This is a genomic window from Xanthomonas sp. CFBP 7698 (genome assembly GCF_003600855.1).
GTDB lineage: Bacteria > Pseudomonadota > Gammaproteobacteria > Xanthomonadales > Xanthomonadaceae > Xanthomonas > Xanthomonas cannabis.
Genome location: NZ_PRDN01000001.1, coordinates 1,030,846 through 1,043,303 on the forward strand (window position 1 = coordinate 1,030,846; position 12,458 = coordinate 1,043,303).

The 12,458-nt window shown below is 66.4% G+C and carries 7 protein-coding genes; 3 read left to right on the plus strand and 4 right to left on the minus strand.

The window, feature by feature from the left end; translation table 11 throughout:
- Positions 1-58 precede the first annotated feature (58 nt).
- From XnspCFBP7698_RS04355 to XnspCFBP7698_RS04365, 3 genes are all read right to left on the minus strand, one after another.
- The gene (locus XnspCFBP7698_RS04355) at positions 59-3,976 is read right to left on the minus strand and encodes a YhdP family protein (protein WP_123137264.1); all 3,918 of its coding nucleotides are present in this window, start codon (positions 3,974-3,976) and stop codon (positions 59-61) included.
- A gap of 169 nt (positions 3,977-4,145) precedes the next feature.
- The gene (rng, locus tag XnspCFBP7698_RS04360; protein ID WP_047695708.1) at positions 4,146-5,645 is read right to left on the minus strand and encodes a ribonuclease G; all 1,500 of its coding nucleotides are present in this window, start codon (positions 5,643-5,645) and stop codon (positions 4,146-4,148) included.
- The gene (locus tag XnspCFBP7698_RS04365; protein WP_123137265.1) at positions 5,645-6,217 is read right to left on the minus strand and encodes a Maf-like protein; all 573 of its coding nucleotides are present in this window, start codon (positions 6,215-6,217) and stop codon (positions 5,645-5,647) included. The genes rng and XnspCFBP7698_RS04365 overlap by 1 nt, the downstream gene beginning before the upstream one ends.
- A gap of 130 nt (positions 6,218-6,347) precedes the next feature.
- Here XnspCFBP7698_RS04365 and XnspCFBP7698_RS04370 point away from each other — a divergent pair, with 130 nt between their 5' ends.
- The 3 genes from XnspCFBP7698_RS04370 (at position 6,348) to XnspCFBP7698_RS04380 (ending at position 11,490) form a co-directional block, all read left to right on the plus strand.
- On the plus strand, positions 6,348-7,082 hold the full coding sequence (locus XnspCFBP7698_RS04370; RefSeq protein ID WP_123137266.1) for an SIMPL domain-containing protein: 735 nt from the start codon (positions 6,348-6,350) through the stop codon (positions 7,080-7,082).
- Between the two features lie 322 nt (positions 7,083-7,404).
- Positions 7,405-10,509, plus strand: coding sequence for a TonB-dependent receptor (locus tag XnspCFBP7698_RS04375; protein WP_123137267.1), 3,105 nt, complete (start codon positions 7,405-7,407; stop codon positions 10,507-10,509).
- A gap of 375 nt (positions 10,510-10,884) precedes the next feature.
- The gene (locus XnspCFBP7698_RS04380; protein WP_199680094.1) at positions 10,885-11,490 is read left to right on the plus strand and encodes an energy transducer TonB; all 606 of its coding nucleotides are present in this window, start codon (positions 10,885-10,887) and stop codon (positions 11,488-11,490) included.
- 433 nt (positions 11,491-11,923) lie between these two features.
- Here XnspCFBP7698_RS04380 and rlmH read toward each other — a convergent pair whose 3' ends face one another.
- A complete protein-coding gene (gene rlmH / locus XnspCFBP7698_RS04385; RefSeq protein WP_104580521.1) occupies positions 11,924-12,394 on the minus strand; it encodes a 23S rRNA (pseudouridine(1915)-N(3))-methyltransferase RlmH in 471 nt (156 codons plus the stop codon).
- Positions 12,395-12,458: the final 64 nt, after the last annotated feature.

Here is a 12,458-nt window from a genome sequence, read left to right on the forward strand (position 1 = left end):
TTGAGAGCCTGAGACCAATCAGCACCGATCCCCGCTGACGCTGACGCAATCGAGGGCGTCAGCGTGGCGACCGACCGGGGGTGCCTGGGGTTGCCGTTGGCGCAGCCGGTTTGCCCGGCGCACGCTCGCGCACGTCGCGTTCGACCACATCCACCTGCGGATCCTTCCACGGGCCGGTGACGTGGTAGGTCTTGGCACCGATCGCACCCAGCGGTTTGCCGAGCACCGCGTTGGCGGCCGCGCCCACCGCCGCGCCGACCGGGCCGCCAGCCACGGCGCCGACCACGGCCAGCAGATTGCCGGCCTTGGGGTTGACGTCCACGGTCTGGTCGAAGGTCTGCGCGCGCAGGTCGGTCTGCCCACGGATGGCGATATCCGCCGCCGGGCCGGCGATGCGGATGGCGTCGGTGCGCGCGAAGCCTTCGCCAAAGCGCACCTCGCCGTCCAGCGTATTGAAGGCCAGCCCCTTGGAGAAGAAATCGCGGAAGTCGAACATCAGCCGGCGCGGCAGCTGCGCCACGCTGAGCAGGCCCAGCACGCGCCCGGCGCCCGGCTCCACTTCCAGCAGCTGGCCATTGCGGACATCGACCTTGAGGTTGCCGTCCAGCGAGCCGAGCGCAAAGCCGGTCGGCGAGCCCTGCCAGCCGGCATTGAGTTCCAGCTGGCCCTCGCCCCCGCGCAGCTGGCCGCCCAGGGTGAGGTTCTGCAGCAGATTGCCCAGGTTGCGGCTGTCCACCCGCGCCGACAACCGCGTGCTGGCCGCCTCGCCCTTGCCGCGCCAGGCGCCGGTCAGGCCGATGCTCTGGTCCTCCGAGCGCAGCTGCAGCTGGTCCACCTGCATGCCATCGGTGAGCCGGCTGCTGCGCAGGGTGGCCGCGCCGAAGGTCATCTTGCCCACGCGCAGGTCATCGATATCCAGCGCCAGCGGCGGGATCGACACCGGGTCGAACTCGGCCACCGCCCGTCGCGCCGGCTCGGGCAAGGCACCGGCCAGCGGATCGCCGGGCTCCGGCGCCGCAGGCTCGGGGGCCTCGGCCACCGGTTGCCAGCGCACGGTGCCGAGCTTGCCCTGCACGGTGCCACCGTCGGCATTGGGCACGGTCAGCTGGCCGGCAAGCGAGGGGCCATCCAGCGTCACCGCCACTGCATCGCGGGTCGGCCGCAACCGCAGCCGCGTCTGCGGAAACACGCCGCCGATCATCAGCAACCTGTCTGCCTGCACGTCGACCTGCTGCAGGGGGACGGCATCTTTTTTGGGCGTGGCCGGTTGGCCCGGCAGCGGCGGCATGTCCGCAGCGCTGCTGCCGCGCGCCAGGCTGATCCAGTCGATCGCATCCAGCGAGGCGGTGCGGCCGGTCACCACCAACCCGTTCGCAGGCGGGCGCTCGCTCACCGTGTCGGTGCCCATCACCACGCGCACGCCGGTCTGCTCGCCGTGACTGCTGGCCTTGAGCGCCACCAGCTTGCCGAACGCCACATCGATATCGCCATCGCCCACCGGCAACGCCACCTTGACCTGGGTATCCAGCGGCCGGGCGGCGGGTTTGTCCAGCGGCGCGGGCAGGTCCAGGGTGGTGCCCACCAGCTCGGACCGCAGCGTCAGCATGGCCTGCGCATCCAGCTGGCCGGGCGTCGGCAGTGGCACATCCACCCCCACCTGCCATGGCGCGCTGCCATGCACGTAGGGGCGCAGCCACTCCATCTGCGGTGCGCGGTCGAACAACTCCTTGGCATCCAGGGTGGCACCCAGCCGCGCCTCGAACGCCTGCCCGGGGTCTTGTACGAAGCCACCGGCGCGCAGCGCCAGCGTGCCGCTGCGGCCCTGGTGCTGCACGCTCAACTGCTCGGCCGCAAAGCCGCTGTCGCGATACTCGGCCTGGCCACTGACCTGGTCGAAGGCCAGGTTCCAGCGCGCGTCGGCCAGCCTGGCGCCCTGCAGTGCCACCGTGCCCTGCAGGTGACCGCCCACCCCGTGGGTGCGTAACGGCCGCAGCAAATCGAAGCTCACCGCCGCCGGGCCGGACACCGTGAGATTGCGCAAGGTGTCGCCATAGCGGCGCTCCAACGGGCTCTTGCGCAGCATGCCCAACAGCTGCGCGGCATCGGCCTGGGTGGAGGCGCGCACGTACAGCTCGGAGGTGGTGAAGCTGGGGATGCCGGCCTCCAGTTGCCTGATCGGGGTGCCGGCCAGATCGCCGCTGCCCTGCAGGGAGAATCCGTTGGCGACGAAGCGCAGGTCGGCCTGCACCTGTTCCATCGCCGGCCAGTCCGGCTGGAAGCGGATCACGCCATCGCGGATGTGCCCAAACGCCTCGAAGCGCCCGTCGTTGTTGTCGAACGGCCACTCGTCCAGATCGCCGCTGACCAGGCCGGTACCGCCGGTGACGACACCACCGGCCACGGCCATGTCCAGCCAGTCGATGGCGGCCTTGCTCATCTTGGAGCGGATCCAGAACTTGCGCGCCACCGGCAGGGCGACATCGTCCAGCTGCGCGGCCAGCTGCATGCGTGGGCGGCTGCCGTCGTTCTGGAACCACAAGCCGCCGCGCACGTTGGCGCCGTACTCCCTGGCCTGCACGCGCAGCGCGGGCGTGGCCACCTGCCAGCCTGCGCCGTCGCGCCAGCCGACAATCTTGCCGGCCAGCTGGATTTCGTGCACCACGCCAAAGCCGGTAGGCCAGTCGAAGCGCACCGTGGCATCGGGCGCGGTGTCCAGCTCGCCGCCCTGCGCATCGCCGTCGACGCGGCCGCGCAGGCCGCTGATGCCGGGCGAATTGCCCACCGGCAGAAACCCGAGCTCTTCGATCTGACCCTGCGCGCGCACCGGCCCGCCCTGCTCGCCGGCGATCTGCACATCGGCCACCCGCAGTTGCGGTTTGGACAAGGTCAGCCAGCGCCGTAGTGCGGGCGACAATCGGTCGCTCAGCGCAGCTGTGGCGATCAGGCCGGAGACATCCGCCTTGCCGACGGCCACCGCATAGCGGCGCCCACCGGCGATGCTCAGCCCGTCCAGCTGCTGCACGGTGCCGGCCTGACCCAGCCGCAACCGGGGCGCATCCAGTCGCCAGCCGCCATCGATGGTCTGCCAGCGCGCGCGCGCCTGCAGCCGCTCCCAATGCAGCGTGCGGCGCGCGGTCTCCTCCGCCAGCGGTGCGCCGGACAGCGCGAGCTGGGTGAGGTCCGCATCCACGGTGACGCCGGTGATCCGGCGCGCGCGCAACTGCGCCCAGGCCTGCACGCGTCCGCTACCGCCTTCCACCCGCAGGCCACCGAGGGTGAGCAGCGACGTCCAGGCAGCCAGATCGGCCGGGTCGGCCTGCGCATAGACGCTGCCATCGCCGCTGTCGCGGTCGAACGCCAGCACGCCGGTCAGCGGCGCGCGCTTGAGATCGATCCAGCTCCGGCTGCCGACCCGGACGGTCGAGCCATTGACGCGCAGGCGCAGGTCGATGCGTGGCAGGGTGGTGTCCAGGCCGATCGAGGGCGCGGCGACGCGCAGGCGCGCCTCGGTCAGCTGGATCTCGCCCAGCCGGCGCAGGGCCTCCAGCGGATCGGAGCGTCGGGCGCTCGGCAGGCCCTGCACCGACCACACGCCGTCGTCACTGCGCTGCAGGGTCAGCGCCAGCCCGCGCAGCCGCACTTCGGTCAGCGACTGCCCGGGCAGCAGGCCCGCATACATGGCCAGCAGAATCTCGGCCTGCCCCACCCGCACCTCGCCGTGCGGGCCGATCCGCAGGCCGTCCAGCCGCAGCAACGGCCCGCGCCGGGTCCACTCGGTATCGAGATGATCGAAGGCGATCTGTTGCCCGGCCCGCTGGCTCAGCCACGTGGCAATCTGCTGCGGATGCTCCTCGGCCAGCGGCAACGCCTGACTGGCCGCGCCCACCAACAACGCGACCGCCACCACCGCCAGCGCAGCGGCAGTGATCGCATAACGGCGGAACAGTCGCAGACGGCGGCGCAGCGGGGTGGGCATTAACGGCGAGGAATGGGGACTAGGGAATGGGGAATCGTAAGAGCACCAGCGCTGGCGTACGAACGCTTAGCCGTCTGATCGCGCATTGGCGCTGAAGGGATGGCAGACGTGACGTGGGGCGGCTGTTGCTTCAAGCCGATTCCCCACTCCCGATTCCCGATTCCCGGATTCACAGCAACACCACATCGAACTGCTCCTGCAGGTACTGGTCGTCGGACTGGAAGCGGATGCTCTTGCCGAGGAACTCCTCCAGCTCGGCCACGGCCGCCGATTCCTCGTCGGTGATGCGCGCGACCACCTTGGACGAGGCGATCACCAGCAGCCGCGCGGCGTCGAACTGGCGCACGGCGCGGGTGATCTCGCGGAAGATCTCGTAGGTCACCGTTTCGGCGGTCTTGATGGTGCCGCGCCCGCCGCACTGGCCGCAGGTCTCTGAGAGCTGACGCTCCAGGCTTTCCACGGTGCGCTTGCGGGTCATCTCCACCAGGCCCAACGGCGAAAACTCGTACACGGTGGTCTTGGCATGGTCGCGCGCCAGCGCCTTCTCCAGCGTGCGCAGCACCTGGCGGCGGTGCTCCGGGTCGTCCATGTCGATGAAGTCGATGATGATGATGCCGCCCAGGTTGCGCAGCCGCAGCTGCCGCGCCACCGCCTGCGCGGCCTCCAGATTGGTGCGGAACACGGTTTCTTCCAGATTGCGCTGCCCCACGAACGAGCCGGTGTTGACGTCGATGGTGGTCATCGCTTCGGTCTGGTCGATCACCAGATAGCCGCCGGACTTGAGCGGCACCTGCTTGTTCAACGCACGCCCGATCTCGTCCTCGACCCCGTACAGGTCGAAGATCGGCCGGTCGCCGGTATACAGCTCCAGACGCTCGGCCAGCACCGGCATGTATTTGGCCACGAACGCCTGCAGCTGCGCGAAGGTCTCGTTGGAATCGACCTTGACCTTCTCCACGTCGCGCCGGATCAAATCGCGCACCGCACGCAGCGGCAGGCTCAGGTCTTCATAGATGATGCTGCACGACGGCGCCTCGCGACCGCGCCGCTCGACCACGTTCCAGACCCGCGACAGATACGCGATGTCCTCGGCCAACGCTTCGGCCGGCTGGCCTTCGGCGTTGGTGCGGATGATGTAGCCGAACCCGCCGTGCTGGGCCGAGACCTCGCTGACGATGGTCTTCAGCCGCAGCCGCTCGGCCTCGTCCTCGATCCGTGCCGACACTCCGACGACCTTGGACTGCGGCAGGAGCACCAGATAGCGCGAAGGAATGCTGATCTGCGTGGTCAGCCGCGCGCCCTTGGTGCCGATCGGGTCCTTGACCACCTGCACCACGATGTCCTGACCGTCGCGCAGCAGCTCCACGATCGGCACCGCGGCGGGCGGCGGCGGCGGGATCGGGGTTTCTTCGGTATCGACCACACTGGCCGGCGCCGGTGCCGGGCGCACCACGTCGTTGGCGTGCAGGAACGCGGCGCGCTCCAGCCCCACCTCGACGAACGCGGCCTGCATGCCCGGCATCACCCGCTGCACCTTGCCCTTGTAGATGTTGCCCACCACGCCCCGACGCCAACCGCGCTCGATATGCAGCTCTTGCAGCATGCCGTTCTCGATCACCGCCACGCGGGTTTCGCGCGGGGTGACGTTGACCAAGATCTCTTCCGACATCAATGCGCTCCGAAGGCTGTGAGCAACTGCGAGGTGTGATACAGCGGCAATCCCATCACGCCGGAATAGCTTCCGGACAGGTGACGAATGAAACGCTCCGCGCGCCCCTGGATCGCATACGCGCCGGCCTTGCCCATCGGCTCGCCACAGGCTACGTAGGCAGCGATCTGCGCGTCATCGAGCGTGTCGAAGTTCACCTCCGACACCACCAAGGCCTGCGCCGGCGCCCGCTGCGTGCAGACTAGAGCCACCGCCGTGAGTACCTGGTGGGTGCGTCCGGACAGCGCGCGCAGCATCGCGATCGCATCGTCGCCATCGACCGGCTTGCCGAATACCCGATCGCCCAACACCACCTCGGTGTCGGAGCCCAGCACGATGGCGTTGGGGTCGCGCGCGCGCACCTGCGCAAGCCCGGCGCGCGCCTTGTCCAGCGCGACGCGCTGCACGTAGTGTTCGGGCGATTCGTCCGGCGCGCGCAGCTCGGGCACGTCCAGTTCCAGTGTCTGGAACGGTACCTCCAGGCGTTGCAGGAGTTCTTGTCGGCGCGGCGAGCGCGAGGCGAGATAGAGCATCCGCCCAGCATACCTGTTGCCCGTGCCCGCCCGCTGACTCGGCACTCGCATCCGCGCTGCGCGGTGGCGTCCGGCTCACAACATATTCATCGACCTCCCAACACGCTCTTGCCACAGACAAGGAGATCTCATGCGTACCACCCTCAAGCCGTTGTTGCTGGCCCTGTCCATCGCCGCCGGAACCGCCATGACCGTCCACGCCCAGACTGCCCCGAGCTACACCATTCCCAACGACGGCACCCTGCTCAACGTGTCGGCCGAGGCCGAGGCCAAGCGCGTGCCGGACATCGCCACGCTGTCCGCCGGCGTCGTCACCCAGGCCGCCGACGGCAACGCCGCCATGCGCCAGAACGCCGAGCAGATGAGCAAGGTCATGAACGCCGTGAAGGCGGCCGGCATCGCCGACAAGGACGTGCAGACCAGCGGCATCAACCTGAGCCCGCAATACACCTACAAGGAAAACGAAGCGCCCAAGATCAACGGCTACCAGGCCAGCAACACGGTCAGCCTCAAGGTCCGCGACATCGCCAAGCTCGGCAAGGTGCTCGACGCCCTGGTCGCTCACGGCGCCAACGACATCAATGGCCCCAGCTTCTCGATCGACCAACCCGAACCGGTGTACGACGAAGCCCGCGTCGCCGCACTGAAGAAGGCGCAGACCCGCGCCGAGACCTACGCCAAATCGCTGGGTCTGAAGGTGCGCCGCATCGTCAGCATTTCCGAAGGCCGCAGTGGCGGCGGCGTGCGCCCGATGATGATGGCCGCCTCGATGCGCTCGGCCAAGGCCGAAATGGACACCCCGGTGGCCCCCGGCGAAAGCACGCTCTCGATCAATCTGGACGTGATATTCGAGCTCGGTCGATAAGAAAACGGACTCCCGCCAATCGCCGTTCCTCGCTGCCCTCTTCGGAGGGCAGTGTCGTTTGTAGAGTGTCGGAACGGATCACGTGGGGCGAGAAACGACGCGGCAGCCCGGCACCAATCAAGTGCCGCTTTAAAACTTTGAGGCGGGTAACTTACAAGTGCCCAATATCACACTTCTCAAAATGAATAGGCGGATTTTGGTGTTTGTGCTTAAAGAAACATGAAATTTAGAGAAATCATTCTTTAAGCAGGCTCTACAGCTCTCTAGCATCAATGGTCAGCGTGCCGTCATATTCGTGATGGCGCTTCTCTGGAGAGAGACGATGACCCGCCACCCTGTCTTGAAGCACCCCTTGAATCCACCGTCGCGCATGCGCTACGGCCGCATCAGCGTGCTTGCACTTGCACTGAGTGGTGCGGTGGGTGTCATGGCCACCGGCACTGCAGCCGCGCAGAGCACCACCGCCGGCATTTACGGAAGCGCACCGGCAGGCGCCGGCGCCACCGTCACCGCACAGAGCGACAGCGGGTTCACACGGACAGCGACTGTCGACGCCAACGGCCGCTACGCCATCGGCAATCTTCCAGTGGGTACGTACACGGTCACCCTGCAGCGCGAGGGCCAGGCGGCGGAGACACGCAAGAACATCGCACTGCGCGTCGGCGCGGGTACCGATGTGTCGTTCGGCGTTGGCGCCTCCGGCGATACCGCCACCCTGGGCACCATTACCGTGACCGGCAAGAACATCTCGCCGGTGGATGTGTCGGCCACCGCCTCGCGCACGGTAATTACCGCCGAACAGCTGCAGCGCTTGCCGCTGGCACGCTCAGGCGAAGCGATTGCGCTGCTGTCGCCCGGAGCCGTGCAGGGCAGCGGCTACTTCGGCAATGCGATCTCGTTCGGCGGCGCGGGTATAACCGAAAACGCGTATTACCTCAACGGCTATCTGAGCTCGAATCCGCTTTCCAACATCGGTGGCGTCACCCTGCCATTCGGCGCCATCGATCAGCAGGAAACCTACACCGGCGGTTACAGCGCGCGCTACGGTCGCTCGGCCGGCGGTGTGCTCAGCCAGCTGGGCAAGCGCGGCACCAACGAGTGGCATTTTGGCGCGCAGGTCTTGTGGCGCCCCAAGTCGCTATCCAGCACGGACAAAAACGTGTTGTATCCCGATACCGCGCCGCCCGACGGTTACGAGTACAGCGACCCCACCCTGCCAGGCACGCTGTACCGCAGCCGAAAGGATGACACCTTCTGGAATACGGTCTACAGCGTGTATGGCGGCGGCCCGTTGATCGAGGACCGCCTGTTCGTGTTCGTTGCCGCCGAGCAGGAGCGCAGCGAAGGCGTTTCCACTGCGCGCCGGGACGACCCGGTCATCGGCCGCAACAACTACCGCATTGATGAGCCCAAGGTCTACGCCAAGATCGACTGGAACATCAACGACAGCAACCTGCTCGAACTGACCGGCGTCAAGAACAATTACCGCGAAGGCGGTGCTTACAGCGATTTCAACGGATATCAGGGAGTCGACGGCGACGCCAACGGTGCGTTCGCCGATACGGTCAAGGTCAACGACCGCTATTACATCGGCAAATACACCAGCTATATCACCGACGATCTGACCTTGAGCGCCACCTACGGTAAAAGCCGGCAGACCGACTTCCGCAACAACCCAAGCACCGCGCCGCTGCTGAGCAGCACGAATCTGCAAGATCCGGCCATCACCGGCGGCGGCGAGATTCGCAACAACCAGACCTCCAGCCAGGCACGCGATGGCGAGAACACGACGCGCGGCCTGCGCATCGACCTGGAATATGTGCTGGGCAGCCACACGCTGACCGCGGGCGTAGACAACATGTATTTCAACGCCCGCAATGAGGGCGTCATCACCACCGGCCCAGGCTTTCGCTGGATCTACGGCCGCTCTTCGCGCCCCACCTCACCCATCAGCGCCGCGCTGGGCGTCGGGCCGGCCGGCGGCAACGGGTATTACGCCTATCGCTCGGTCTTCAATACCGCCACCAGCATGTCGGTGCAACAAAAAGCCTATTTCCTCGAAGACAAGTGGCAGCTCAACGATACGCTGCTGCTGACGCTGGGCATCCGCAACGACAAGTTCACCAACTTCAACGACGTCGGCGCACCCTATGTCACCAGTGGCGACCAGTGGGCACCGCGCCTGGGATTGAGCTGGGATGTGTTCGGCGACTCCTCGCTCAAGGTCTACGGCAACGCCGGCCGCTACTACCTGGCCTTGCCCAATAGCGTGGCCATCCGCGGTGCCTCGCCGTCCACCTTTACGCGCGAGTACTTCACCTACACCGGCATAGACGCCCAGGGCACGCCCACCGGCCTGACACCCGTGGCCGTGGACCCGAGCGCAGGCTTTGCGTGCTCCGGCAATATCGTCTCCTCCAACCTGGAATGCGGCCAGGCACCGGATGCGGCAGGCATCGCCGCGAGCGATCTCAAATCGATGTACCAGGACGAGTTCATGCTCGGCTTCGACAAGACCCTGGGCGAGAGCTGGGTCACCGGCGCCAAGGCCACCTACCGCACACTGGGCGCCACCATCGACGACGTCTGCGATGCGGACCGGATGCGTACCAAGTTGAGCGCCTCCGGCATCGACCCGAGCACCGTCAACGTGCCCGGCTGCATCATCTTCAATCCGGGCGAAACCAACTCCTTCAGTCTGGCCAACCTCGATGGATCCGGCCGCACCTCGGTGTCGATGTCGCCCTCGGACTGGGGCTTCGACAAGAAGGCCAAACGCACCTACCTGGCGGTGGACCTGTTCCTGCAGCATCCGTTCGACGGCAAGTGGGAAGGCCGTATCGATTACACCTGGTCGCGCAACTTCGGCAACACGGAAGGCCAGATCAAATCCGATATCGGCCAGACCGATGTCTCCAAGACGCAGGACTGGGATGCTGCCGCGCTGATGTGGTACTCGGGTGGCTACCTGGCCAACGATCGGCGTCACCAGATCAAGATCTACGGCTCCTACCAGATCGCGCCCGAGTGGCTGATTGCGGGCAATATCCGTGTGCTGTCCGGTACGCCGAAATCCTGCCTGGGCTATGTCAGCATCAATGGCATCAGCGAGGATTCCGATGCCGGCGATCCGGTGGGCTACGGTTCGTCGTACCACACCTGCAACGGCCAGCCGTCGCGTCCCGGCGATGCCGGCCGGTTGCCCTGGACCAAGATCGTCGACCTGGGCCTGACCTACCGCCCTGCCTTTGCCGACAACAAGCTTGCGGTGACCCTGCAGGCCTTCAACATCTTCAATGAGCGCAAGCCGCTGCAGGTTGATTCCACCTGGGAAGACGACACGTTCACGCTGTCCAACACCTACAACATGGGCCGGTTTTTCACCCAGCCGCGCTACGCCATGTTCTCGGTGTCTTACGACTACTGACGCCCTCTCCCGTCACTGTCGTTTCCCCGGCCCTGCAAGGGGCCGGGCTTTTCTGCCAAAACGCCCAGCTTCGGTTGGGCGTTTTCAGTGGCAACACGATCGAAGCTGGCACCCTCGAAGAATGCCGGCGGATCGACGCCGCGACCTCGATGGAGTGCATCTGCAGGCCCGTGCCGATCCGATGCGTCAGACGAACGTCTGCGCCGTGCTTGTGCCGGTGCGCGCGCTGCGGTAAACCTACGCTACCGGATGGTGTAAGGCGTCCGGGCCGCGCTGGTCCTTTCCGCAGTTCCGTTCTGGAGGTGGATGATGGTTCGCACGCAATCGCAGGTTTCTTCCCGTCCCCTTGGCATCGACAGCTCGCGCGTCCTGGCGATGAGCACCGCCGTGGCACTGCATCTCCTGGCCGGTGGCCTGTTGTTGATTCCGCTCTCGCATCGGGCGATTCCGCAGCAGACCGTGCCGAAGGAGCGGTGGCTTATGCCGATGAGTATTCCAACCCCGCCGCCACCGGTGGTGTTTCCAGTCAACGTGACGTTCAAGCCGAAAACACATTCGCCCACCAAAACGTTAACGGTACCGGTGCAGACCGCGGTGGTCAGTCAGGAGCCCGTTGTCGATAACCCAGCGTTTGCGGTTCCGGCAACGGTCTCCGACGTGGTCGCAGAAGGCACTCCCACGACAGCTACGCCCAGCGGGCCGATCGAAGCAGGCCAGTTGCAGTATTTGAGTTCACCAGCGCCGAGCTACCCGGCGGCCGCATTGCGTGCCGGCCAGCAAGGCACGGTACTGCTACGCGTACTGGTCGGCACCGATGGACGCCCGGCCGAAGTGAGCGTGCAGACCAGCAGTGGCCATCGGGTGCTCGATCTGGCCGCGCGTAGCCAGGTGCTGCGTAGCTGGCGCTTCCAGCCGGCGATGCAGAACGGCCAGGCGGTGCAGGCCTACGGCCTGGTGCCGGTGAGTTTTTCGTTGAATTGATGAGTGGTCGAATGCGGTGGCCCGGGCATCGGGTCACCGTCTTCGATGCGCTGCGCAGGCATCGGTCCATCCCTCCTTTCGCAAGGTCATGGTCTGGATCGAGCCAAGGCAGAGCACCGCGCAGGCACAAATCCTGGCGACAAAGCAGCGATCGAGACGTCGATGACGCGCGCGTAGCAGGCCCCTCCGGTCCCAGCGATAGCGTCATGTCCAACGCCGCGACGGCACGCGACGCGGCCTACCTGGCAGCCAGTAGATAGCTGTGACCGGCAATCCGGCGTACGGTCAAATGGAGACGCGAGACCGGGAATCGGGATGTAAGGCCGCGCGCAATCAGGTTCGGTAGCCATTCCTGTGCAGGCCAACCGCTGTCAGCCTGCCTCAGCCAGGCACACCGTTACAGCCATGCCCAGAGCCACCACGCGCCCACCACTTATGCGCGGTGATACGGATGATTCGCCAGCATCGCCGCGGCGCGATACAGCTGTTCGGCCACGATCAGGCGCACCAGCATGTGCGGCAGCGTGAGCGGGCCGATCGACCAGCTTTCGCTGGCGCTTTTCAATACTTCAGCCGCATGCCCTTCCGGGCCGCCGATCAGAAACGCCAGATCGCGGCCCTGCCCACGCCAGTGCTCCATGCGCTGGGCAAGCTGCTCTGAACTCAAGGGGCGCCCGGGCACATCCAGCGCCACGACATGCGCGTTCTTGGGCAGTGCGGCCAGTACGCGGCGGCCCTCGTCATCGATGGCGCGTTGCGCGTCGCGCCCCTTGCCACGCAGGCCGGGTTCGATCTCGACCAGCTCCAGCGGCATCCAGTGCGACAGACGCTTTTGATATTCGGCAAAACCTTGCGCCACCCAGGCCGGTGCGCGCTCGCCGGTGGCGATGAGTCGGCATTTCATGGCGACATGATATCCGCGTCACAGCCTGGGCAGTCCGTGCCGATGTGTCGCTGCGTGTCATGGT